The sequence below is a fragment of the Sphingobacterium sp. B16(2022) genome, from assembly GCF_012030425.1.
Lineage (GTDB): Bacteria > Bacteroidota > Bacteroidia > Sphingobacteriales > Sphingobacteriaceae > Sphingobacterium > Sphingobacterium anhuiense.
Genome location: NZ_JAAUVN010000003.1, coordinates 592,824 through 616,730, shown reverse-complemented (window position 1 = coordinate 616,730; position 23,907 = coordinate 592,824). Strand labels below are relative to the sequence as shown.

The following is a 23,907-nucleotide window of genomic DNA, read 5'->3' as shown; positions in this document are numbered from 1 at the left end:
ACACCCTCAAAAATTACGAATTAGCCCCTCTCTTTAATTAGCTCTGTTTCCTAATATTGGATTGTTTAAAACGAACCAATTATAATTATGAAAGGAAATGTACTTTTTTGGAAAGGAAAAGGGTTTTTTATCTTTTTTTTTCTTTTGTTAGGCTTTAATTATGCCTCCGGACAAATCACCAAGATCCAGGGTATAGTTACTAATGCAGCGGGTATTTTACCCGGAGTGACGGTTTCTGCCGAAGGATCTTCATTAAAAACACAAACGGATGCTAATGGTCAATACAGTTTAAATACAACGGGTGCCAATGCTGTTATATTTACCTTTATTGGTTATGAAAAACAACGTGTTGTTCTTCAGGATATCACCGATTCAAAGAATGGTATTTATACTTTAAATGTGACATTAAAGGAGTCTGAGGGAGACCTTTTGGATGAAGTTGTTGTTGTTGGATTTGGAACACAGAAAAAAACAAATCTAACAGGGTCGGTTGCTGTTGTTGATGCGAAGCAATTGGAAAATAGACCAGTGAGAAATGCGATTCAAGCTTTGCAAGGTCTTGCTCCTGGATTAAATATTTCGCAAAATGGTGGAAGTCTGGAATCTAATCCAGCGATAAATATTCGTGGTGTAGGGACGATAGGAACTTCTTCTTCTTCACCTTTAGTTTTGATCGATGGATCAGAAGGCTCATTAGCAGCTCTCAACCCTCAGGATATCGAAAGTGTATCTGTACTTAAAGATGCTGGAGCTGCTTCTATCTATGGTTCTAGAGCCGCATTTGGTGTTATCCTAGTTACAACAAAATCGGGAAAAGTTGGAAAGACTTCTGTTAATTATAACAATAGTCTGAGAATTAATAAACCGACATTAATGCCTAAGATGATGGATTCTTATACGTTTGCCCAATATTTCAATCAGGCGGAAGTAAATGGAAATGGTACGCCTCATTTTTCTGAGGAATACCTGAAGCGCATTTTAGATTATCAAAACGGATCAAATAAAAATTCAATTATTGTATCTCCGGACAATTCGCAATATTGGGCAGATGGGTATGCATACGGTAATGATAATGTAGATTGGTTTAAAGCGATGTATCGGGATCAAGCCTTTTCACATGAGCATAACTTAAGCCTGAACGGAGGATCGGATAAAACTACGTATTATCTGTCAGGAAATTTTATGAAACAGCAGGGTTTGATGGCCTTCAATACAGATCATTATGATCGGTATGCGATTTCGGCAAAAATAAACTCAAAAGTATCCGACATTTTTCAAATTGGCTATAATGCGCGATTGGTAAGAGAGGATTATGAACGACCTGCCGCACTGACCAATAGTTTTTATGATGATTTAGGTCGTCAAGGATGGCCCACGCTCCCGTTATACGACCCGAATGGATTTCTCTATAGTTCGCCTTCCCCTGCTTTGGTTATGAAAGAGGGCGGGGTGGATAATTCAACCAAAGATTACATTTATCAGCAATTGCAATTAACATTGGAGCCTTTAAAAGGTTGGAAAACGATTGCTAATCTCAATTATCGTACGACAACACAATTTCGTCATTGGGATTCTCAAAAACTGTATAATCATGATGTAAATGGTAATCCTTATTTATATAAAAATACGTCGAATGTCTACGAATTTGGATTGAAGGAGAATTACTACAATATTAATATTTACTCAGAGTATGATAAGCGCATGGGCGATCATCATTTTAAAGGGATGGTCGGATTTCAAGCGGAACAAACTGCTTTCCGTAATTTAGGCGTGCAAAGGGATGGAATTATCCTACCGGATCAACCGGTTATTAATATTGCTTCAGGAACAGATATCAGTGGCAATCCTGTAGTACCATCGGTTTCTGGGGAATACCAAAAATGGGCTTCGGCAGGTTTTTTTGGTCGATTAAATTATGATTTTAGGGATAAATATCTTTTCGAAGCAAATTTGCGCTATGATGGATCTTCTCGATTCAGAAGTGATAGTAGATGGGGATGGTTTCCTTCTGTTTCTGCTGGTTGGAATGTGGCAAAAGAGACCTTTTTTGAAGAGGCGTTACCCTATATCAATATGTTTAAGTTCAGAGCTTCGTATGGAGAATTGGGTAATCAGAATACAGAAATATGGTATCCAACTTATGTGGTGCAACCTACGGGAACAAACAATGGCGGTTGGTTAATCAATAATGCACGTCCTAACACAGCTTCGGCTCCGGGATTAGTCAGTGCGCTATTGACATGGGAGTCTATTAACACCACCAATATTGGTGTTGACTTTGCCGCACTAAATAACAAACTTTCAGGTTCATTTGAAGTATTTGATCGTAGAACCTACGATATGGTAGGCCCAGCTCCGCAGTTACCTGTTACATTGGGTACTCAAGTACCAGAGACCAATAATACGGACTTGAAAACACAGGGTTTTGAAGCAACTATTGGTTGGAATGATCGGACAAAAGGCGGATTAAGTTATGGTGCTAAGTTTTTGATTTCGGATAACGTAACAACAATAACACGATATCCAAATGAGATTGGTGTATTAAATAAATACCGTACAAACCAAAGATGGGGTGATATCTGGGGTTTGCAGACGCTGGGGATAGCAAAATCACAAGAGGAAATGGATCGTCATTTGGCATCGCTTCCCAATGGAGGTCAGAGCGCTATCGGTACACAATGGGCCGCAGGTGATGTGATGTACAAAGATATAAATGGTGATGGTAAAATTGATAAAGGAGCTAGTACGGAAGGAAATTCAGGGGATTTGAGCGTCATCGGAAATAACACACCAAGGTATACTTTTGGTTTAAATCTAAATGCGGAGTATAAGAATTTTGATTTCAGTATTTTCTTTCAAGGTGTCATGAAACGTGATGTATGGCAAGGAGGCTATTATTTCTGGGGAGCGACAAATAGTAAATGGTGGTCTACAGGTTTGGTGGATCATTTAGATTATTTCCGTACAGCAGATAATGTACTTGGTGAAAACTTGGATGGATACTATGCTCGTCCGACTTTTGGTACCTCTAAAAATCAAGAAATACAAAGTCGCTACCTACAAAATGCTTCCTATATCCGAATAAAAAATGTGCAATTGGGATATACGATTCCTAAAGCGACGACCAATCGTATTGGTGTCGAACGTTTACGTGTGTATATCGCAGGAGAAAACGTCTGGACGGGATCGAAGGTGGCGGGGATGTTCGATCCTGAAACCATTGACGGAGGCAGTAACGGTACTGTGTATCCTTTAACAAAAGTATGGTCAGCGGGCTTAAGTGTAACCTTTTAAAAATAATTCATCATGAAATTCAAGCATAAAATTTTTAATATATTTCAATTGGGATTGATAACTGCGGTCGGTCTTTCTTCTTGTAATAAATATTTGGATATTAATCCACCTTCCCAAATCATCCCAGAAGTTTACCTGACGGAAGAATCGCAATTAGCGGCTTATACCATTGCACGTTATACGGAGGTGTTTCCTTCGCACGGGACGTGGTCATTTGGAACATTTGGAATTGATGGTAATACGGACAACATGGCCATGCCAAATTTAGATAACCGCTTTATTCCAGGTCAATGGCGTGTTGGAGCTGAAGGCGGTGACTGGAACTTTTCAAATATTTACCAGATGAATTATTTTATCAACACCGTGGTGCCAAAATGGAAGGAAAAGAAATTACTGGGTAATGCATCTAATGTGGAGCATTATATAGGAGAGGCCTATTTTTTGAGAGCTTATGTTTATTTTACAAAACTGCAGGCATTGGGTGATTTTCCGATCATTAAAAATGTCATGTCCGATAAGGATAAAAATATATTAATAGAAGCGAGTAAACGAGCGCCTCGAAATGAAGTAGCACGTTTTATTCTGTCTGATCTGGATTCGGCAATAACTTTATTGAAGACAAATTCTCCCGATGGAAAGAAACAGAGGATATCACAACATGTTGCACAGCTTTTAAAATCGCGCGTTGGTTTATATGAAGGTACCTGGTTGAAATATTTTAAAGGAACTGCTTTTGTACCTAAGGGTGCGGGTTGGCCAGGGGAATCGAAAGATTATTTGAAAAGTTATACGTTTCCTTCTGGAAGTATTGATGGGGAAATTGACTTTTTCTTGTCAGCATCCATGACTGCTGCCGCCGCGGTTGCAGATGCGGTTGCTCTGGTCAATAATACGGGGATCATCGAATCGGCCAATAATGAAAATCCTTATTTCAGCATGTTTGGAGCGGTTGATATGTCCAACTATAGTGAAGTGTTGTTATGGCGCCAGTATAATCAAAGTCTGGTTACCCATAATGTTCCTGTGTATCAACAGCGAAGTAATTATGCGGTTGGCTTAACGCGTAGTATGGTCGAGAGTTTCTTAATGAAAAATGGACTTCCGGTATATGCTTCCGGCAGCGGATATCATGGGGATGATTACATTGCAAATGTGCGCAAAGACCGTGATGGTCGATTGCAGTTGTTTTTGAAAGAACCGGGACAGAAAAACGTGCTGATCAATGTTGGCGCAGGTACACACTATACTTTGGTGGAACCGTATCCCAGTATATGGGAAACAGATTGGGAACGTCGTTATACAACAGGATACACCATCCGTAAAGGTATCTCCTATGATGGTCTACAGACAAATAATAATGGCGGATATACCGGAAGTATTACGTTTAGAGCTTCGGAAGCTTATTTAAATTATATTGAGGCTTCTTATGAAAAAAATGGTAATCTGGATGGAAAAGCGGAGGCTTATTGGCGAGCAATCAGAACGCGGGCAAAGGTGGATCCTGATTTTAATGCAACTATTGCGGCAACAAATATGAGTTTGGAAAAGAAAGACTGGGGCGTTTATTCTGCTGGAAATTTTGTTTCACCGACCTTATATAATATCCGCAGGGAGCGAAGAAACGAACTGATGGCCGAGGGTTTGCGATTGATGGATCTAAAACGCTGGAGAGCAATGGATCAGTTAATTACGACTCCCGATCATTATGAAGGGTTTAAACTCTGGGGGCCAATGAAGGAATGGTATACGGCGGCGCAGTTGAAATATGGTGCTTCGAGTGATCAATCTGTTGTCTCCGATCCGGCTTTAAGTATTTATCTGCGTCCTTTGGAAGTCCGCAGTAATGCGTTGTCATATGCTGGAATTAAATTTGCAATGGCGCATTACCTATCTCCTGTAGCCATAGAGCATTTTCAACTTACTTCGGTAGACGGAAGTATTGAAAATGCTGTTATTTACCAGAATCCAGGATGGCCTTTGGTTGCCGGAAATGGGGCAACAGGCTATTGATAGGTTAACCTACTTGTCGACATCAATTAAAGAATTGTTTTTTTTGCCTAGTATCCCCCTCCATGATAATATGAGATGGGGGATCTTTTATGCAAAGCGCGATCTAAGGAGAAAGAGACTTAAAAGGATTTTAATAAATAACGTATTTTATTCATGAAAAAACTATACTACTTGATTTTTCTATTGCATCTTGCTATACAGGTAAGTGCACAACATGTTTCTAAGGAAGGATATACATTGGTCTGGTCTGATGATTTTGATCAAAAGGGTTCTGTAAATGATCAAAATTGGAGATTTGAGGAGGGGTTCATGCGTAACCAGGAAGACCAATGGTATCAGAAAGAAAATGTATCCTGTAAAGACGGTATATTGACTATTGAAGCTAGACGAGAGATTAAACCTAATCCTACTTATAAACCGGACACTCCACATTGGGCGCTTTCGCGATCAGATATCCGCTATACGTCTGCATCGATTAATACATCTGACAAGCATAGCTGGAAGTACGGCATCTTTGAAATGCGGGCCCGTATTCCGGTGGGTAACGGATTGTGGCCTGCATTTTGGACGCTAGGAATCGAAAAAGAATGGCCCTCGAACGGGGAAATAGATATTATGGAATACTATAAGGGTAATATCTTAGCAAATATTGCTTCTGGGACGGATAAAAGATGGCAGGCGAACTGGCATAGTCAGAAAAAAGCGCTTTCAAATTTAGGGGGAATAGAATGGGCCAAACAATTTCATGTTTGGAGCATGTACTGGGATGAACATGAGATTGCTTTGTATGTGGATGATATACTGATGAATAAAGTGAAGCTGGATAAATTGACAAACCGTGATGGTACAGGATTTAATCCTTTTAAACAGCCACATTATATCTTACTTAATTTAGCTTTAGGCGGTATCAACGGAGGAGAAGTTGATGAAAATCTGTTGCCGGCCAAATATGAGATTGATTATGTCAGGGTATATCAAAAGAGTGATAAACAGCAAAAAAAAGTAAAATTTGTACCTGGCGAGCTTTGGCAGGATAATAAAGGCAATCACATAAATGCACATGGTGGTGGAATTGTTCATCATAGTGGCACTTATTATTGGTATGGTGAGAAAAGAGGGGGAACTGAATCACAGGGTGTCAATGTTTATTCTTCTAAGGATCTCTATAACTGGACTTTTGAGAAATTGGCCTTTTCTCCGTCAGATGATAAGGAGAGTGATATTGCTTGGGGTTGTATCATAGAGCGACCAAAGGTCATATACAATAAAAGGACTAAGAAATTTGTGATGTGGTTTCATCTCGAGTTGAAAGGTCAAGGTTATGCCGCGGCGCGGGCTGCGGTTGCAATTAGTGATTCTCCCACAGGTCCTTTTAAGCTGGTAGACAGCTTTAGACCTAATGGTCATATGTCGAGGGATATGGGACTTTTTGTGGATGATGATGATGTTGCATATCACATCTATTCTTCAGATGAGAATTACGAATTGAGATTATCAAAGTTGACTCTTGATTATTTGGCTCCTACAGCATCGGATAAATTATTGTTTAGAAATCATCGCGAAGCTCCTGCATTGTTTAAATACAATAAAAAATATTATTTGTTTACAAGCGGTTGTACAGGTTGGGCACCCAATAAGGCGGAATTGCATGTTGCAGATGATCTTTTTGGACCCTGGACTTCTTTAGGAGATCCGATGCGTGGCCCCGACGCGCAAATTACCTTTGACGCGCAATCTACTTTTGTTTTACCTGTTGGGGGAAAGAAGGACGCCTTTATTTTTATGGCGGACCGTTGGAAGCCTAAAAATTTGTTGGATAGTCGCTACATCTGGCTCCCGATTGACCTTAAGAATGGTACGGTAACCGTCTCATGGAAAGATCAATGGAAGCTTGATGTATTTAAATGAAATTTGGACATTCGTTAATCTCATTGCTTTAAGGTTTTTAACATTGGTATAAATCAATCTACCTTTAAGGTGCATCAAAAATCTGTTTTAAATGTGCTATAAACAATTTGAAACAGATTTTTCTACCTTAATGGGTACTGTAATTTAATCGTCTAATCGGGCATTCGATATCTGTTTTGAAATGCTTTTCGATATTTTTTTACATAATCTGAAGGATTTGATCCAAATAGCTTTTTGAACTGTTCACGAAAATATTTGATGTCGTAAAATCCAGCCATATCAGCAGCTTCATTAATTTTTGCGTCCGTATTGATTAATATTTCTGCAGCTTTTTTGAGCCTGACCGATCGGATAAATTCATTTATTGTTTGTCCGGATATGGCTTTTATCTTTTTATATAAATTGGAATGGCTCATACCAATTTTTGCAGATAGGGAGGTGACGTTCAAATCTTCTAATAAATTCTCCTCGATGATGCGAATACACTTTTCAATGAAATCTTTGTCTTTGTCGGTTATTTTTAATGTGTTGGACTGAAGGGTAATTGCATTGAAGAAAAACTCTTGTAGATGCTGACGATTTTTGACTAGCGTATTGACTCTGGCACGCAATACAGCCGCATCAAATGGTTTGCTCATATAATCATCTGCACCAAACCGGATCCCCTCTAGCTTAGTGCTTGAAGAAGCACTATTGGTGAGTAAGATAACTTGAATATGACTGGATAATGGATTGGATTTTATGGCTTGACAGAGCTCTATACCGTTCATACCATCCATCATTACATCGCTGATAACAACCTCGGGTTGCTTACTTTTAATGGTAGATAATGCATCGATGCCGTTTGCTTCATGATAGACCATATAATCATTTTCAAAAAGCTTAACCAAATAATCTCGTAGTTGATCATCATCATCAACGACTAATAAACCTACTTTTGGACTAACAGAATGAAGCTTATTAGACGAGTTTGTTGTTTCTGTTGGTGAAGAGATCCATGTTTCCATTAACGTTGAGGTATAATTACTATTTGGATTGGATGAATGGTCCCGTTGATAGTTTTCGTTTAGTAAGGGAAGCTTGAGCTCGAAAACAGTTCCTTGGTCCTGCGAGCTTTGATAGGAAATATGTCCTTTGTGCATCGCTATAAAAGTTCGGGTCAAATACATGCCAATTCCAAATCCGGTCTGTTTTTTTGTTCCATTGCGGTTGTCCGAATAAAATTTTTCAAAAATCTTATCGCCGATATGATCCGGAATTCCAATGCCGGAGTCTTTGATCAATATTTGTATATATTTTGGATGGCAGTTTATAGTAAAAGTAATTTGACCGTGTTCTGGAGTAAACTTAAAGGCATTGGAGATTAAATTACAAAGTACAATCTCTATTTTTTCTTTATCTGCTTGGATGATAATGTCATCATGATCTGCAGAAAATTGATAATCAATATGCTGTAATTTTGCTTGTGCAGAGAAATAGAAATAGATCTCTTCTGCAAAGTGGTGTAAGTTAAATTGGCTAATGTGAAGTTTCTCACCCTGTTCCTCCGCTTTTCTAAAAATCAATAATTGATCGACAAGACTTAAAAGGCGTTTGGCATTACGGTGTACCACTTGTAATGTGGTTGAATTCCGGTTATTTTCATCGCTTTGCAACAGGTCTGTTATAGGATTAATAATTAAAGTAAGTGGAGTCCTGAATTCATGTGATATGTTCGTGAAAAAGGCTTGCCTTTTTTCATAAATTTCACGTTCCTTGATGACATGCAATTGCGAAACTTCAACCTGGTATTGGAGTGCCGTTTGTTTGTTTCGATAGCGATTGTAGTAATAAAAGGCACATGCTATCCCTGATAAATAAATCAGGTAAGACCACCAGGTACGGTACCAGGGTGGTAATATACGGATCGTTAGCGGTACAATATTTTTTGTCCACTTGCCTTCAGTATCTGTTGAATTGATCAGTAATGTATACTTTCCTTCGTATAGATTATTATAATTAATGGAACGGGAGACTCCTGCATCATTCCAATTTTTATCCCAACCTTCGAGCATATACCTGTACTTGATCTTGTTGGGGGAGGCGAACTCTAGGGCAACATAGTCAATGGATATTGATGATCCATAGGGTAAGGTTATTTGGGAAATTTGATGTTTATCATTGAGTTGAACCTGATGAGTGGAGTCATTCAGTTTAATATTATTAATTTTGATGGTAGTCAATGCCAGTGATGGTATATGTTTTCTGGCTTGGATCTTGTCTGGATCGAATAAGTCAAATCCATTGATACCGCCAAAGATGAGTTGTCCGTCACTTAGTTTATGAGCGGCACTATACGAAAATTCATTATTCAGCAGACCATCTGTTTTATCGTAATTTGTGAATGATTTTGTAGTTGTATTAAATCTAGACAGACCATTAAAAGTACTCAACCATAAATTTCCTTTCCGATCTTCTAAGATATTTAAAACAGAATTGTTCGAGAGTCCATTGCTCTGGAAATAATTAACTTTTATTTTTTTGCTGTTTGGATCAAATTCAATTAGTCCACGACCCTCGGTTCCGATCCACATACGACCTTTGCTGTCGATATAGATTGAACGGACGGGTTTTCCAATGTGATAAGTTTCAAAAGCTTGCGATTGTTTATTAATCTTTATTAATGTGTTATAATTTCCAGCCCAAAGACTTCCTGATTTATCTTCGGTTAAGCAGTTCAGATCGATTAAGGAATCATTGAATTGCTCGAATCGATCTGTGATCGGGTTATATTTGTAGAGGTATCCATTTGAAAAAGTAGTTGCCCAAATATTTCCTGCAGCATCTTCTAATAGAATCTGTACGCTACTATTGATCAGTCCATTATCGGCAATACACGTGTAGGTTTTAGACTTACCATGTTGCTCATATAGGACAATCCCATTGTCGGTTGCAGACCAGATGTTACCGTTACGATCTGCTAAAATATTATTAATAACATTGTCCGTTAAGTTCTGATCCCCTTTTTTTATAGATCGAAATAGGTTTGTGGAACGGTTCCATATATACAATCCATTTCCTTCTGTGCCTATCCAAAGTGTGGATGGATCAACTTGAGCAAAGGAGCGTACAAATTTTGGATAGTTAGTATTGTTTTGTAATGATTTATCCTGCTGTGATTGGAAATTCAGTTGCTGATCATCAATCAAATGGATACCTCCCTTAGCAGTTCCAATCCATTTTTTGTTGTCTTTTCCTACATAGGTTGTATAGATCGCATTGCTCGTTAAAGCATTGGGAGCTAAGGAAGACTGATTCAGGTAGCGCACATTATCGTTTTTTAAATCGATGATGGATATGCCATTGTCTTGCGTAGAAACCCATAGCTGATCGTCATTGACTAGGGTTAGTTGATTGACCTGATCCGAACTTAAATTTTTTTGAAATACTTTTGATATTTTTCGAGATGCGTTATGAAAAATGTATACACCGTGATAGTTTGCAATAAAAATATCACCAGTTTGATTACTGGTCATACTTGTTGCTTCTAGAATATCATGATTGATAAGTTGTAATTCTTGATTTTGAATATCGAATCGATATAAACCTCTGTCACTAATAAATACCCAGATTTGATTTTTTTTATCAATATGAATAACAGGAACTGAGTAATCCACTACTGATCTTTCTTTGTCAAATTTTAATGGAATACGGATGGCATTATCCCGGTTATTTTCTTTGAGTAATAGTCCTAATCCGTTTGTCCCAATATAAACATTGTTTTTTTTGTCGACTTGAATCGTCTTTGTGTCGACATTCATGATATATTTTTTTTCAGGATTGTCAAAGTCTAAGAAAGACAGAAGGGAAAAGGTATCAAAATTTCGGTCATAAATAGCAACGCCTTGTCCTGTTCCGATCCATAATTTTTTTAATTGATCTTCTACAATGCAATAAATATAATTGTGGGGAAGACTATTGGTCTGATTCAGCTGATTGCGATATGCTTTGATTTCGTAACCATCGTAACGGTTTAATCCATCAAATGTGCCAAACCACATGTAGCCTTGGCTATCTTGAAAGATTGATTTAACCGAACTGTTCGATATTTGTTGATTGATGTTCGAATTCGTAATTTGGCTTACTGCACTCCACGGTCGTGTATAATACAATAGAATCAGTATTGAAATTATTAGTTGATGAAATTTATGACTGTTCATTGTTGTGATTTTTCCATTCAACAGCATTTACCTTGTTTAAAAATGGCTTTTTATTTACCAAAAAAATGCTGCTATTTCCCTTGTTGTCAGATTTTTAAATATCAAATATTTTTAAATATCATAAATTTATAGATAGACATTATACGCTAAACGGTACCTCGTTTGGACACATATTTTATCTTTAAAACCGGTGATTTTTTAAAGATATAGAATGTTTAATAAATAATAACTGTTTGCTTTACATTTATCAAGCTAACAGATCATTTAAAATGAAGATACAGGTGGGTAGTTTTGATCGATAAAGCAATGATATTCGGACGGAAATAGGTAGGTTTTTGTGAAACTCTTCTTCATAGGGAGAATGCTTTATTCGATGTGAAAATAATAAAGATGAGTCTGTAGAAAGACTCAGGGAAAAATTTGAAACACTAAAAAGCCCTGTTTAATATTAAACAGGGCTTTTCTGCAAGAATATAAATGACCTGATGTTACTTTGTTTTCACAAGTTTCACGGTATTCGTATTTGCGGGTATTTCGTAACGGTTGTATTTATCCTTGTTAAACCCTTCAATTTCATAGCCACTTTCCGGATTGATATTAAGCAAAATATTTGGTACTATCGCGGATTGACTTGTATTAAAGTTTAACAATACAGTTTTATCTTTTTGATTGTAGGTGAAGGTTTCAATTTCTCCGGCATCGGATGTTAACCATAAATTTTCTTTGGCTAGAAAAACACGACCTTTGGAAGCTGTTTTTATTGCTACTTCGATGTTATTTTTATCGGCTTTCAGATTACCACTAAATGCCAGCCAGCCAAATTCTGGATGTTCTATGATGTAGGTGCCTGAATTTACGGCATAGCCATAAAACCCAGTACCGTAATCGCCCGATATACCATCGTTAGCTAAGGTAGAGGGGTAAGAATGGAATGCTGCAGGACCAAAACCATCTGCAGTTACATTGGCTAATGCCCCCATCATACCTGCATGGCCTACACGAAGCAGGTAGAAATCATCAGGGTGATCTCGGTATTCTGTTAATACAGGGATAGCATTTAAAGCGGAACCATAATGATGAAGTTGACGCTCGATCCGGGATAGTTTTCCCCCATATACAAAATCCCAATAACGACGGGCACTACCATTGTATCCCCAATGTGGTACTGTAGGCATATACGCGAGAATGGCATTTAAGGTAACTTGAGTTTTATCGTCAAAACCAAAGTATCGAGACCATAAATATACTTCTTCTTGTCCTGTAGAGTCCCAAGGCATCTCACTTCCAAATGGATAATCAAGGGTTTTCCAATGTTCGGCTCTTTTACGCATCACAGCTTCCAATTTATTGGCCGCATCTGTTAATCCCTCGCGACGTAAATCATGGAGGATAAGCAGAAATATACTGCCTTCCATCTGGCCGAACTGCGCATAATAAGGTGCTTTTTCAATCATCGCCATGCTGGTTTGAAAAGCTCGATCTAGATAGATATCCCAGCTCTCTTCCTGTACGAGATTACGATAATCTCGGGCTAATCTGTACATGACCCAATGTGCAGCAGCAACATGGGGGTAATTGTAAGAACGCCCAATATTATCAGCTTCTTTTTTAGGCCATGCCGACCAAGTCTTCCAATTAATATCTGTTTGGTAAGTGCCTGCTGGCATTGAATCAGGTTCGTAATAAAATAAACTTTTGACGACACCATATTTTTGATCACCGTCCTTATGTTGGATTCGACCATACATGGTTTCATTGACAAAGCGTTTTAACTTTGCGATCTCTGTGGTATTAGGCTGTAAGACCTGTTTCATGATTGCGGCTAGCCAACTAGCTGCTCCGGCTTCATCACTTAAGCCGGCATACCAAGCGCGCTGTTCTTGGGTGACTAATTTCTTATCTTCATAATCGTAGCTGATAACAGATGGAGATCTTCCAAAAAGGTCTTTATCATTTTCATACCACTGTGTGGTCGTTAAGAAATTTCCAAGATCATTCACCACATCTTTTTCTGACTTAATCACTTTATATTGGATGGTTTGTTCGATACCATCCTGGTAGGTAATAGTCAATCGTGCACGACCCCATTGTTGACCTTTGACCTCATATTGATGCCATTTTTGTGGTGTATCTTTTTGCTTAATAATACTTAAAGAACCCTCTGGATAGACAGAAATGTTTTTAATGGCCTTGTTATGTTTGATAAACAACTTGACAGGATTATCTAATGGAACGACATATCCAGGAGCTCCAATTGCCACGGGTCTATTATTTTTTAGGAGCGTATTTTCAATTTCTTTAATACTTGGTGCCAGGACAAACTTGAGTGCAAATGTTTTAGACTCATTTGGTTTTAATAGGGTCGAAGTTGGTGTATTCCATTGTTCTACTCCTTTCCATTCTGTTTCAGCTAGTGCTTTGCTATGGATCATCCATTCATGGAAACCTTCGAAAGTAATACTTTTTGGTGTAGGATCAGTGTTTAAGGGGTTGTATGCCTCAAATCCTGCATTGGCATATGGTAGAACCAATAGGCTAGGGCCATTTCCATGTAAATGGTTCACTTGCATATAACCTGCATCTTTTCCAATGTAGGGGTCGAAAAACACATTTTGTGCATGCGCCTGATTCAGATTTTTCCAATCCATATTGTTATTGAAGGGTAGCGGTATGCCCAAAGCTCCGATTTCAATAGCTTGATCGGTAGGATTAGTGATTTGAAACTTTAAGATCAGATCGCCGTTTACATTTTCCCAGCTTCGCACAATTTTTAATGGAATGTCTCCTAATGTTGAGGTAATGTCAGCAGCAGCTAGAATTGTTTTTGAAGGCGTTATTTCGATTACTTTCTTGCGGTCTTTGGCCGAAGAATAACTTGACCACTGTGTCTCTCCTTGTCGTTTAAGACTGATGTTGATATCGCCGATATGGAAAAAGTTATTACGGTCACGTTTATGGAGCATTTCAATAGGCGTATAATCAAAAGCAAGATCGCCATTGGTCTGTTGAAAAGCCGATAAAGTTTGTGACGTATTAAGCACTTTAATTTTCAACTGATTTAGATTAAAACTTTTGGCTCCTTGGTCTATGCCTAAAGTAGCAGGTTGACTTTTTGTTGCCTTCCATACGGGATGTTCATCCTGTTGACTTAATGCTGGAAGGCTATATTGGATGTAAAATATTGTAAATAGGAGATAACAACTTTTCTTTAAATTCATTTTGCAAAGTTTAGAGATTAATTAATCTTTAATAGGATATAAGGTGAACTGTTACAAATTTGACTTATTAAGTTCTTTTTTTATTACCAGATTTTAACAATGTGTAACATGTTATTGATATAAAGCAACAAAATATTTGTTTTGTAAACAACTAAGTTATAAATTTAATGTATAAATGACATTTATTATAAACCAATCTATTTATGAAACCAATTCAATTTATGAAACCCGTTCAATATCGGGTTCCCGTTCCAAAAGATAGAACCGTTTTTATTCAAGAAGATTTTTTGGATAAGTTTTATCCTCATATGCATTGTCATGAGGAATATCAGTTAATCTGGATCAAAGAGGGAGCTGGACAATTATTAGTAGATGATAATGTACATTATTTTGAAAAGAATGATATTTTTCTTTTAGGATCTAACCAAGCTCACGTTTTTAAAAATGATTTAATGTACGGTTGTGTTCAGTCCATTTCTATTTTCTTTAGTTTAAAAGGTGCTTTGTCAAAGATTTTGAATGTTCCAGAATTAAGTATGCTACTTGATTTTATTGACAAAAACGGTCGTGGTTTTAAAGTTCCTGAATTATACTTACCACAAGTGAGCCGGAGAATAGAAGCACTTAAGAATTCGGATAGTTTGGGACAGCTTGTAAGTTTTTTTTATTTGTTGAAGTCTTTGAATAAACTGTCATTTAAGCTTAAACCCCTTTCTGGAATGATATCTCATGGCTTTGGGGAAGTTGGATCTTTTAGGATTACCACCTTATGTAATTTTCTTGAAAATAATTATAAGGAGAATATTGGTTTAAATGAGATGGCGGAAAAGGCTAATCTTACACCACAGGCCTTTTGTCGCTATTTTAAGAAAAGCACTGGTAAAACTTTTGTTTCGTATTTGAATGAATTACGAGTGAGAGAAGCTTGTCGGTTATTGGGAGGAAAGGACTATGACTGCATTTCGATTGTTGCTTATGATTCGGGATTTAATAGTATTACAAATTTTAATCGCGTTTTTAGAAGTATTCTAGGAATCTCACCCAAGATGTATGTTGCTAATTATAAAAATTTACTTTACGAATAGATTGTAAATGTCAATATCCAATAAGTAATTATTAAAAGGCGGTTAGTTTACTTCTATTATAGTTGGTTTCTTTGATAAAAGAAAATATTAAACTAATAAAGTAAAAACCAACTATGGCTGAATTAAATTGGAAGGGTGTATACCCAGCAGTATTGACCCCCTTTAAAGAGAATGGTGAAATTGACTTTGATATGTTTGCTAAGAATACCGAAGCACAGATTAAAGCAGGGGTGCATGGTATTATCATTGCAGGATCATTGGGTGATGCAGCAGTTCTGGATACGGATGAAAAATTTGAATTATTGACTTACGCAATTCAGGTTATCGCCGGCCGGGTACCGATTATATTAAACATTGCAGAAAATACAACTAAACATGCTGTTAATTTTGCTGTTAAAGCAAAAGAATTAGGCGCAGACGGTTTAATGTTATTGCCTCCGATGCGCTATAGGGCTGATGACCGTGAAGTGGTCGCATATTTTAAAGCAGTAGCGAATGCAACAGATTTGCCAATATTAATTTATAATAACCCGGTTGATTATTCGGTGTTTGTATCAACTGCTATGTTTGATGAATTGAAAGATTGTCCAACGATCGTTGCGGTAAAAGAATCCACCCGAGATTTGACAAATATAACCCGGATGAAAAATAAATTTGGTGAACGCTTTAAGGTATTAGGTGGTGTAGATACAATCTCTTTGGAATCAATAGTAGTGGGTGCTGATGGATGGGTTTTTGGTTTAGTTGATGCTTTTCCGAATGAAACTGTTGCGATGTATAATTATGCTGTAAATGGTGAATACGATAAGGCATTAGAAATCTATCGTTGGTTTATGCCTCTATTGGAGCTGGATATCCACCCTAAGCTTATTCAATATATTAAGCTTGCCGCAACAGCCGAAGGAATAAGTACGCCACATCTTCGTGCACCTAGACTTCCGTTGGTGGGTGAAGAAGCGGAAAGAATTAATAAAGTTATTGCTGATGGTATTGCTAATCGCCCTCAGTTAAATTAGGATCTGCAGGTTAAATAGCATTAAGGTACTGTGGGCGATTGGTGAATACTATTCGCCTACGGTGCGTTTTTTATATATAAAAATTGAAATAAATAATGAATCAATCACAAGTTTATTTGGATGAGCGTATTCGCATAGCGGCAGAAGCATTTCAATTTTTGAAATCTACGACGATTGCGCAGCGTGCCGCATTTATGCATGCTGTTGCAACTGAAATTGAAGGGTTAGGCCCGGAACTTTTGGAGACTGCTCATGCAGAAACAGCATTGCCTTTGCCTCGTCTTACAGGCGAAAAGGCACGAACAGTAGGGCAATGGCGCAGTTATGCCAATGCGGTGGCAATGGGTATTTATACAGAAGCCCGCATCGATTTAGCAAATACTGAAACAGGTAAAAGTGATATCCGGAAATTCAATTTGGGCATAGGACCAGTTGTTGTATTCGGGGCCAGTAATTTTCCATTTGCTTTTTCTACGGCAGGAGGTGATACGGCGAGTGCTATTGGCGCAGGCTGTCCAGTGATTGTGAAAGGCCATTCGGGACATTCTCAAACATCGACCATTATGGCCGATGCGATAGCGACTGTTATTAAAGAATTTGGGTGGCCGGAAGGAGTGTTTAGCCATATTCTTGGTGCCCATATTGAAGGTACAGATACCAAGATAGGTGCCTATCTGACGGCTCATCCTCTTGTGAAAGCGGTTGGCTTTACGGGGTCGTATTGGGGTGGGAAAGCCCTATTTGATATCGCTAACCAAAGGGAAGAACCGATACCGGTATTTGCCGAGATGGGAAGTATCAATCCGGTATTTGCCTTTACCCATCTCCTAACGGATAGAGCGGAAGATCTCGCGAAAGAATATGCCGCTTCGCTGACTTTGGGTGTGGGCCAGTTCTGTACCAATCCTGGGGTATTTATAGCTGTAAAAGGTGATGCTCTAGAACGGTTTAAAAAAGCGTTGGCATCGGCAATAGCTACTATTGCTCCGGGCACAATGCTCAATGAGGGTATTTATGAACATTTTGAAAAAAATAAAATAACATTAAGCAGCCAACATGCGGTAGCTGTAATCGCCGAATCGAGTGTTGAATCCACTCGAGGTCAAGGTCGTCCCAGGATCATTAGAACTTCAGCAAGCAATTTCTTAAAAAATCAGGTATTAAGTGAAGAAGTATTTGGTCCTTTTGCTGTATTGGTAGAAGCCGAAAATGATGATGAAGTACTGGCTATAGCGCAGCAGCTCAAGGGACAATTGACGATTACAATTGCAGGGACTAAGGAGGATGTGCAAGAACATCTAGATGTTTTTAATGTGGTGAAAGATAAAGCAGGGCGTATCTTATTTAACGGAATGCCAACTGGAGTAGAAGTGGTCTATGCGATGCAGCATGGAGGTCCTTTTCCTTCCTGTACCGACCCAAGATTTACCTCTGTAGGACCGGATGCGGTGAAGCGTTTTGTACGCCCTTTATCTTTTCAGAACTGGCCAGATGAATTCTTGCCAGAAGAGTTGAAAAATGAAAATCCATTAGGTATTGCGCGGATCGTAGATGGTGCTGTGGTTACAACAACAAGTATTTAGGACATTTTTGTATAGCAATTGATGAAGAAAACGTTTTTTTGTATTGACTCCCACACCTGTGGTTGTCCAGTTAGGTTGGTAGCAGGAGGAGGGCCGGTGTTGCATGGAAATTCGATGATGGAACGTCGGCTACATTTTATGGAAGAATATGACTGGATTCGTAAAGGATTGATGTTTGAACCCCGTGGTCATGATATGATGAGCGGAAGTATTCTGTATCCGCCAACAGATCCAAATAATGATACCGGTGTACTTTATATTGAAACAAGCGGCTGTCTTCCGATGTGTGGACATGGTACTATTGGTACTGTGACTATTGCGATTGAAGAGGGATTGGTCATCCCTAAAGTACCGGGTAAGCTGCGTCTAGAGACACCAGCAGGTTTAATCCTGATCGATTATGTACAAGAAGGACCAAAGGTAAAAACGGTTAAGCTGACCAATGTTAAGTCTTTTCTCTATAAAGAAGGACTTAACGTGATATGCCCAGATTTGGGTGAAATTATTGTTGATGTAGCCTATGGTGGGAATTTTTACGCCATTGTTGATCCGCAGAAAAATTTTAGAGATATAAGCGATTTTTCAGCGAGTCAGCTCATTCATTATGGGAAAATTATTCGCCATTTACTTAATGAGCAGACAGATTTTGTTCATCCTGAAAATGAAAATATTTATGGTCTGAGCCATATCCAATGGACTGGGAAACCAACCAAAGAAAATTCTACAGGAAGAAATGCTGTGTTGGTAGGTGAGAATGCATTGGATAGATCTCCCTGTGGTACGGGAACTTCTGCTCGCATGGCACAATGGTATGCTAAAGGGAAGTTGAAAAAAGGAGAAGAGTTTGTTCATGAGAGTTATATCGGTTCGCAATTTGTCGGTCGTATCGAAGAAGAAACAACTATATCGGGGCAGACTGCCATCATTCCCTCTGTAGAAGGCTGGGCAAGAATTACGGGGTATAGTCAAATCATTATTGATGATGAAGACCCCTATAAAGAAGGATTTCAGGTTATGTAATTACTATTAAAATATCAAAAAAAGTGTCAACACATAATAAAGGAAAAGTTGCTATCATAGGGGCGGGTATAGCAGGATTGTCTACTGCCTATTACCTCTTACAGGATGGTTGGGAAGTTCAAATTTTAGAGAAAGGGAATGGGCAAGACAATTGTTCCTATGGCAATGCAGGAATGATCGTGCCTAGTCATTTTACACCATTGGCAGCACCAGGCATCGTGGCACAAGGTGTAAAATGGATGCTGAATAGTAAAAGTCCATTTTACGTCAGACCTTCATTGAATTTTTCATTGATCGATTGGGGTTTGAAATTTTTGAAGCATGCCAATGAAAAACATGTAAACCGAAATGCAGCAGCTATACGTGATTTGAACCTTGCGAGTAGCCGATCATATGATGAATTGGCTCAACAGGAGGGTTTTGATTTTGAGCTAAGACAGAACGGTATTATGATGCTCTACAAATCTAGCCATGTTGCGCATGAAGAAATTGAATTGGCAGAAAAAGCCCAAAACTTGGGATTGGATGTGGAAGTTTTTGATCAAGCGGGTATACAGGCTTTAGAGCCTAATCTCCGAATGGATACGATCGGAGGTATTTTATACAAATGTGATGGTATCTTGTATCCTCCCAAATTGATGAAAACATTGACAGATTACTTGTTCGCTCATGGTGTCCAGGTTCACTATCAAACAGATGTAACAGGATTCAAGTTTTCAGGTAAAAAGGTGTCTGAAATCCTTACTTCAAAAGGAGCATTTCATGCCGATGAAATTGTCGTGACTGGGGGAGCGTCGCTACCTGCATTAGCTTCGAAGTTACATTTGAAGTTACCTTTAATGCCTGGAAAGGGGTATTCTTTTATGCATAATACAACCGACAATAACCAGATGGTACATGCGGCTTTGCTGTTAGAAGCTCGTGTAGCGGTGACGCCTATGAATAATCAGATTCGTTTTAGTGGAACCATGGAATTAGGTCCGGCAAATGATAAGATATACAGTAATCGCGTAAAAGGTATCGTCGAATCTATCCCTAAATATTTCCCTGATCTAAAGGTCGATTATCCGCAGGATATCTGGTTTGGCTACAGACCATGTTCGCCAGATGGGCTTCCATATTTGGGCAGGACTTCTAAATACAGCAATGTCAGCATTGCGGGTGCGGGTGGTATGATGGGTTTGAGTTTGGGACCTGCTTACGGAAAAGCGATCACAGCCCTACTATCCGATAAACCTACAGAAACGGATATCAAGGGCTTTAGTCCAGATCGGTTTCAATAGACAAAAATAAACCTAAATGATGAAGAAAAACAACAATAACCCTAACGTAAAGAAATTTATAGTCATTGGAGTGCTTTGTATGGCTTCTTCGCTAACAGATGCCCAAGATATGGATTTGTATCAACACACAACACCTATTGAGCCTTATATCATACAATACCGCCATGATCTGCAGGCTGTCAATTATTTTTATGGCCCAATGCCTAAAAATTGGGGATTTCAGCAGTCGGCAGCCTCACCCGAGCAGATCAATAGACTGGTCAAGATCGATGATGACTATTTAGCTAAATTAAAAGGATTTGATTATAAGAAATTGAATACAAATGGTCAAGTCGATTATATTTTGCTGAACCAAAAAGTGCAACGACACAAGGAAGAACTCAAAGAAACATTAGCTTCTTACAATCGACTGAAGGCCTACTTACCCTTTGCCGAAAATATTCTTCAGTTTGAACAGAAACGTCGTCGCGGTGCCGCTGTGGTCGGCAAGGATGTTGCCATAGTGTTAGAAAAAACTACTGATCAGGTTTCTGAATCGATTCAAAAGCTAGAAAATGCGGCCGCGATTGAATCTGCTGATGTCAATTTTTTGGTCAATATGGTGGAGTCATTGCGAGTCCGTTTGGAGAGTGCGTTCGATTTCTATAATGGATATGACCCGATGTTTACTTGGTGGGTCCCTAAATCTTATGAAAGTTTAAATGAAAAACTGATTCAATATAAAACAGCTTTGCAGGGAAAGAGCAATTGGAAAGTCTTTAATGATGGCAGTAATATTGGTGGGCAACCGATCGGAAAATCTGCACTCAACAAAAAGTTACGTGAAGAAATGATTGCATATAATGCGGATGAGTTGTTGCGTATCGCTGATCAGGAATGGGAATGGTGCGTGGCAGAGTTATTAAAAGCTTCTCGTGAGATGGGATTTGGAGACGACTGGAAGGCCGCGCAGGAAAAGGTTAAAAACACCTATGTGCCAGAAGGGCAACAACCTGGTCTGATCAATGAATTGTATGATCGGGCCCAAGCATTTATCAAGGAGCACGAGCTAATTGCAATTCCTGAATTGGCGGATGAGACCTGGGGAATGATTATGATGACTCCTGAACGGCAGTTGGTGAATCCTTTTTTTACGGGAGGGCGTGAGATCAGTATTTCCTATCCGACCAATACCATGACTTATGATCAGAAAATGATGAGCATGCGTGGTAACAATCCACATTTTTCTTTGGGTACGGTGCAGCACGAACTCAATCCGGGGCATCATCTACAGTATTTTATGAATAAAAGGTATAAACCGTATCGTGAGCAGAATTTCAATACACCATTCTGGACAGAAGGCTGGACGTTATATTGGGAATTACTGCTCTATAGAATGGGTTTTGCAAAAACACCGGAAGAACGTATCGGGATGTTATTTTGGCGGATGCACCGTTGCGCACGGATTACCTTCAGTATTAAATTTCACTTAGGTGAGTGGACGCCACAGCAATGTGTTGATTATTTAGTTAATCAGGTCGGTCATGAACCTGCAAATGCGCATGGTGAAGTGAAGCGATCATTTGAAGGTTCCTACGATCCTTTATATCAATTGGCTTATTTGATCGGTGGTTTGCAGTTACTGAGTATCAGTGATGAATTGGTCGGATCGGGGAAAATGTCCTATACCGAATTTCATGACCGGGTCATTAAGGAGAATTACTTACCTATGGAGATGGTCAGGGCGATATTGACAAATCAAAAGCTTGAACCTAACCATCAAGCAAAATGGAAATTTTATAATTTTAAATAAGCGCAATTCAATCCTCAATCTATGAGCAGTCAAGAAAATAGTCAAGATTTCAAAAAGTCCTTAGGTTTATTGGATGCAACGATGCTCGTTGCCGGAAGTATGATTGGTTCGGGTATCTTTATTGTATCGTCAGATATCGCCCGAAATACGGGGTCTGCTGGCTGGCTGATGGTGGTGTGGCTGATCTGCGGATTTATGACTTTAGCCGCAGCTTTGAGTTATGGCGAGCTCAGTGCCATGTTTCCGAAAGCTGGTGGTCAGTATGTTTATCTCAAAGAAGCTTATGGGCCGGTGGTTAGTTTTACGTTCGGTTGGACTTTTTTTGCCGTTATTCAGACGGCTACGATTGCAGCTGTGGGGGTTGCTTTCTCCAAGTTTACAGCTTATTTGTTTCCGGTACTAGATGAAGATGTTTATTTGCTGGTGATGGGGAACTATCATATTTCATCTGCTCAAGTGCTGGCTATCGCTGTTATTTTGCTGCTGACCTTTATTAATACAGGGGGTGTAAAGAATGGCAAAATGGTACAGACCATACTTACCTTGATCAAAATATTAAGCTTGGTTTTATTGGTTATTTTTGGTTTTGCGGCTTTCGATCTGGAGGTGTGGAATCAAAACTGGTCTTCGGAGAATATGTGGAATCTACAGCGATTAAATGTGGATGGATCGACGGCAGATTATGCCACTTTTGGTGCATTTGGTGCCATATCTGCTGCTTTGGTAGGGGCGTTGTTCAGCAGCGATTCCTGGCATTCATCTTCTGCTGTAGCAGGCGAGATCAAGAATCCGCAACGCAACATTGGGCTGAGTTTAGCACTGGGGACTCTCATTGTGACCGTGATCTATATTTTGACAAATTTGATGTATACGGGTGTATTGACGATCGAGGAGATGGCCAGTGCGCCTAAAGATCGTGTGGCCATGCTTGTGGCGCAAGAAATTTTTGGTCCTGTTGGTATAGCCATCTTGGCGATTATGATTATGGTCAGCACTTTTGGATGTAACAATGGACTGATCTTGGCTGGTGCAAGGATCTATTATTCCATGGCTAAGGATGGTTTGTTTTTTAAGAAAACAGGAACCCTAAATAAGAATGCAGTACCGGCTTACGCTTTGTGGTTGCAGGCGGTGATTGCTTCTATATGGTGTTTAACAGGTAAGTATGGCGATTTGTTGGATATGATTACCTGTGTGGTTGTTATGTTTTATGTTTTGTGCATCATCGGCATCTTTTGGCTAAGATATAAGCGCCCCGATGTACCGAGACCTTATAAAGCCTTTGGATATCCTTTTATACCGGCCATCTATATTTTGATGGGGATCTCGTTTATTATTTTGTTGGTGATCTATAAACCGCAATTTACTTGGCCAGGTATTATCATCACGCTTTTGGGTATCCCATTATACTATGTTGTGAAACAAAAGGAAGCGAAGACGTAATCTATTTATTTCATCATGCCTGTTTATGGATAAAGGCATCATCTATAAGATATAAA

The 23,907-nt window shown here is 38.9% G+C and carries 12 protein-coding genes; 10 read left to right on the top strand and 2 right to left on the bottom strand.

The annotated features are described in order from the left end of the window. The first annotated feature begins 87 nt into the window (after nucleotides 1-87). From HCX49_RS17020 to HCX49_RS17010, 3 genes are all read left to right on the top strand, one after another. On the top strand, nucleotides 88-3,294 hold the full coding sequence (locus HCX49_RS17020; protein ID WP_168127719.1) for a SusC/RagA family TonB-linked outer membrane protein: 3,207 nt from the start codon (nucleotides 88-90) through the stop codon (nucleotides 3,292-3,294). Nucleotides 3,295-3,306: 12 nt separating this feature from the next. After that, the gene (locus HCX49_RS17015; protein ID WP_132769645.1) at nucleotides 3,307-5,304 is read left to right on the top strand and encodes a RagB/SusD family nutrient uptake outer membrane protein; all 1,998 of its coding nucleotides are present in this window, start codon (nucleotides 3,307-3,309) and stop codon (nucleotides 5,302-5,304) included. A 153-nt stretch (nucleotides 5,305-5,457) separates the two neighbouring features. Continuing rightward, on the top strand, nucleotides 5,458-7,212 hold the full coding sequence (locus HCX49_RS17010; RefSeq protein WP_168127718.1) for a family 16 glycosylhydrolase: 1,755 nt from the start codon (nucleotides 5,458-5,460) through the stop codon (nucleotides 7,210-7,212). 152 nt (nucleotides 7,213-7,364) lie between these two features. Here HCX49_RS17010 and HCX49_RS17005 read toward each other — a convergent pair whose 3' ends face one another. Next, nucleotides 7,365-11,411 carry a hybrid sensor histidine kinase/response regulator transcription factor gene (locus tag HCX49_RS17005; protein ID WP_168127717.1) on the bottom strand — a complete coding sequence of 1,349 codons (4,047 nt, stop codon included), beginning with the start codon at nucleotides 11,409-11,411 and terminating at the stop codon, nucleotides 7,365-7,367. A gap of 488 nt (nucleotides 11,412-11,899) precedes the next feature. After that, complete coding sequence (locus HCX49_RS17000) at nucleotides 11,900-14,629, bottom strand: DUF5695 domain-containing protein (protein ID WP_132769639.1); 2,730 nt, start codon at nucleotides 14,627-14,629, stop codon at nucleotides 11,900-11,902. A 203-nt stretch (nucleotides 14,630-14,832) separates the two neighbouring features. On the opposite strand from HCX49_RS17000, the gene HCX49_RS16995 reads away from it, so the two are divergent. From HCX49_RS16995 to HCX49_RS16965, 7 genes are all read left to right on the top strand, one after another. Continuing rightward, complete coding sequence (locus HCX49_RS16995) at nucleotides 14,833-15,714, top strand: AraC family transcriptional regulator (RefSeq protein WP_237682833.1); 882 nt, start codon at nucleotides 14,833-14,835, stop codon at nucleotides 15,712-15,714. Nucleotides 15,715-15,827: 113 nt separating this feature from the next. Continuing rightward, nucleotides 15,828-16,730: a dihydrodipicolinate synthase family protein gene (locus HCX49_RS16990; RefSeq protein ID WP_168127716.1), complete on the top strand. Its 903-nt coding sequence runs from the start codon at nucleotides 15,828-15,830 to the stop codon at nucleotides 16,728-16,730. A 95-nt stretch (nucleotides 16,731-16,825) separates the two neighbouring features. Next, the gene (locus tag HCX49_RS16985; protein ID WP_168127715.1) at nucleotides 16,826-18,313 is read left to right on the top strand and encodes an aldehyde dehydrogenase (NADP(+)); all 1,488 of its coding nucleotides are present in this window, start codon (nucleotides 16,826-16,828) and stop codon (nucleotides 18,311-18,313) included. Nucleotides 18,314-18,334: 21 nt separating this feature from the next. Beyond that, nucleotides 18,335-19,333 (top strand): 4-hydroxyproline epimerase, encoded by a 999-nt coding sequence (locus HCX49_RS16980; RefSeq protein WP_132769633.1) that lies wholly within the window; start codon nucleotides 18,335-18,337, stop codon nucleotides 19,331-19,333. 23 nt (nucleotides 19,334-19,356) lie between these two features. Continuing rightward, nucleotides 19,357-20,616, top strand: coding sequence for an NAD(P)/FAD-dependent oxidoreductase (locus HCX49_RS16975; protein ID WP_132769631.1), 1,260 nt, complete (start codon nucleotides 19,357-19,359; stop codon nucleotides 20,614-20,616). Between the two features lie 16 nt (nucleotides 20,617-20,632). Continuing rightward, nucleotides 20,633-22,408, top strand: a complete 1,776-nt coding sequence (locus HCX49_RS16970) for a DUF885 family protein (RefSeq protein ID WP_206368564.1) — start codon at nucleotides 20,633-20,635, stop codon at nucleotides 22,406-22,408. 21 nt (nucleotides 22,409-22,429) lie between these two features. Then, complete coding sequence (locus tag HCX49_RS16965; protein WP_132769629.1) at nucleotides 22,430-23,851, top strand: APC family permease; 1,422 nt, start codon at nucleotides 22,430-22,432, stop codon at nucleotides 23,849-23,851. The last annotated feature ends 56 nt before the right edge of the window (nucleotides 23,852-23,907 follow it).

Excerpts from the sequence above, each read along its gene's own strand:
- HCX49_RS17020 (WP_168127719.1), top strand. The coding sequence starts at position 88 with ATGAAAGGAAATGTACTTTTTTGGAAAGGAAAAGGGTTTTTTATCTTT.
- HCX49_RS17015 (WP_132769645.1), top strand. The coding sequence starts at position 3,307 with ATGAAATTCAAGCATAAAATTTTTAATATATTTCAATTGGGATTGATA.
- HCX49_RS17010 (WP_168127718.1), top strand. The coding sequence starts at position 5,458 with ATGAAAAAACTATACTACTTGATTTTTCTATTGCATCTTGCTATACAG.
- HCX49_RS17005 (WP_168127717.1), bottom strand. The coding sequence starts at position 11,411 with ATGAACAGTCATAAATTTCATCAACTAATAATTTCAATACTGATTCTA.
- HCX49_RS17000 (WP_132769639.1), bottom strand. The coding sequence starts at position 14,629 with ATGAATTTAAAGAAAAGTTGTTATCTCCTATTTACAATATTTTACATC.
- HCX49_RS16995 (WP_237682833.1), top strand. The coding sequence starts at position 14,833 with ATGAAACCAATTCAATTTATGAAACCCGTTCAATATCGGGTTCCCGTT.
- HCX49_RS16990 (WP_168127716.1), top strand. The coding sequence starts at position 15,828 with ATGGCTGAATTAAATTGGAAGGGTGTATACCCAGCAGTATTGACCCCC.
- HCX49_RS16985 (WP_168127715.1), top strand. The coding sequence starts at position 16,826 with ATGAATCAATCACAAGTTTATTTGGATGAGCGTATTCGCATAGCGGCA.
- HCX49_RS16980 (WP_132769633.1), top strand. The coding sequence starts at position 18,335 with ATGAAGAAAACGTTTTTTTGTATTGACTCCCACACCTGTGGTTGTCCA.
- HCX49_RS16970 (WP_206368564.1), top strand. The coding sequence starts at position 20,633 with ATGATGAAGAAAAACAACAATAACCCTAACGTAAAGAAATTTATAGTC.
- HCX49_RS16965 (WP_132769629.1), top strand. The coding sequence starts at position 22,430 with ATGAGCAGTCAAGAAAATAGTCAAGATTTCAAAAAGTCCTTAGGTTTA.